2 protein-coding genes are annotated in these 1,190 nt (G+C 71.9%); both read right to left on the reverse strand.

Annotated elements, in window-relative coordinates; translation table 11 throughout:
- Positions 1-805 (reverse strand): NUDIX hydrolase (locus tag ACWELQ_RS46020; protein ID WP_452403247.1); only part of this gene is annotated, 805 nt, incomplete at its 3' end.
- On the reverse strand, positions 805-1,190 hold a 386-nt coding region (locus ACWELQ_RS46025), incomplete at its 5' end, for a glycosyltransferase family 4 protein (protein WP_452403248.1). The genes ACWELQ_RS46025 and ACWELQ_RS46020, both read right to left, overlap by 1 nt.

Here is a 1,190-nt window from a genome sequence, read left to right on the forward strand (position 1 = left end):
GGATGAGTTCGCCGTTGAAGGGGAACACGGCGACGCGACGCCACAGGGGGCCGCGCAGCGCCGAGGAGTCGGCGGCGTAGCCGGTCTCCTCGTAGAGTTCGCGGATCGCGGCCTCGCGCAGGGTTTCTCCCGGGTTGACGCCGCCGCCGACGGTGAACCAGAAGGGCACGTCGGGGACCTTCGGGTCGACGCCTTGCAGCAGCAGGACGCGGTCGTTCTCGTCGACGAGGATGACGCGCGCCGACGTGCGGACGGTGTCGACGTCCAAACCCGTTGAGGCCGCGGCCGTCACGCGCTCGGAGATCTCGAAGTAGGTCGGCAGCGGCGCGGTACCGGCCAGGTGCACCCAGCGCACCAGGCGGCGGGTGCGCAGCGCGAGGGTGTCGCGGACGGCGTCGTTGTGGAAGCGGCGCGCGATCAGGACCCGCGCCTCGGCATCGGCCAGCTCGGCCACCAGCTGCGGGGGCAGCAGGGCGATGTCGACGGCGGACAATGCCGCGGCGAGCTGGTTTTCGACGGTTTCGCGGTCGCGCCAGTTGGAGCGTTCGGCGCGGTCGGCCAGTGCGGTCAACCGCCGCGCCTGCTCGACGAGCGCAGGGTCGTACAACCCGGCCAGGGTGGTGGCGATCGAGCGGCCGACGAGCGCCCGTCGCGCCAGCGCCGCGTCCAGCGCGTGCCGCGCCTGGTCGGTGCGCACGTGCAGGCGGTCGAGTCGGTTGGCGGTGCTGTAGGCCCAGACGGCGGCGGTGATGATCAGCGCCGCGATGAGGGCGAGGACCAGGATGGTCGTCGCGGAGAAGGTGATCATCCGGCGGTCCGCACCCGCATGTCGCCGACGGTGACGGTCTCGTAGACCCGCAGGATCTGCTCGGCCACCACCGGCCAATCGTATTCGCCGACCACCTGATTGGCGGTGCGGATGTACTCCTCGCGCCGCGCGTCGTCGGTGAGCATGCTGGAGATCGCCTCGGCCAGCCCGTCGGAGTCGCCGACGGGCACCAGCTGCCCGGCGGTGCCGTCGCGCAGCACCCGCCGGAAGGCGTCCAGATCGCTGGCCACCACCGCGGTGCCGGCGGCCATCGCCTCCACCAGCACGATGCCGAAGCTCTCGCCGCCCAGATTCGGGGCGACGTACACGTCGGCGCTGCGCATGGCCGACGCCTTCTCCGCGTCGGAGACCTGCCCGAGAA

The organism is Nocardia sp. NPDC004722 (assembly GCF_053601505.1).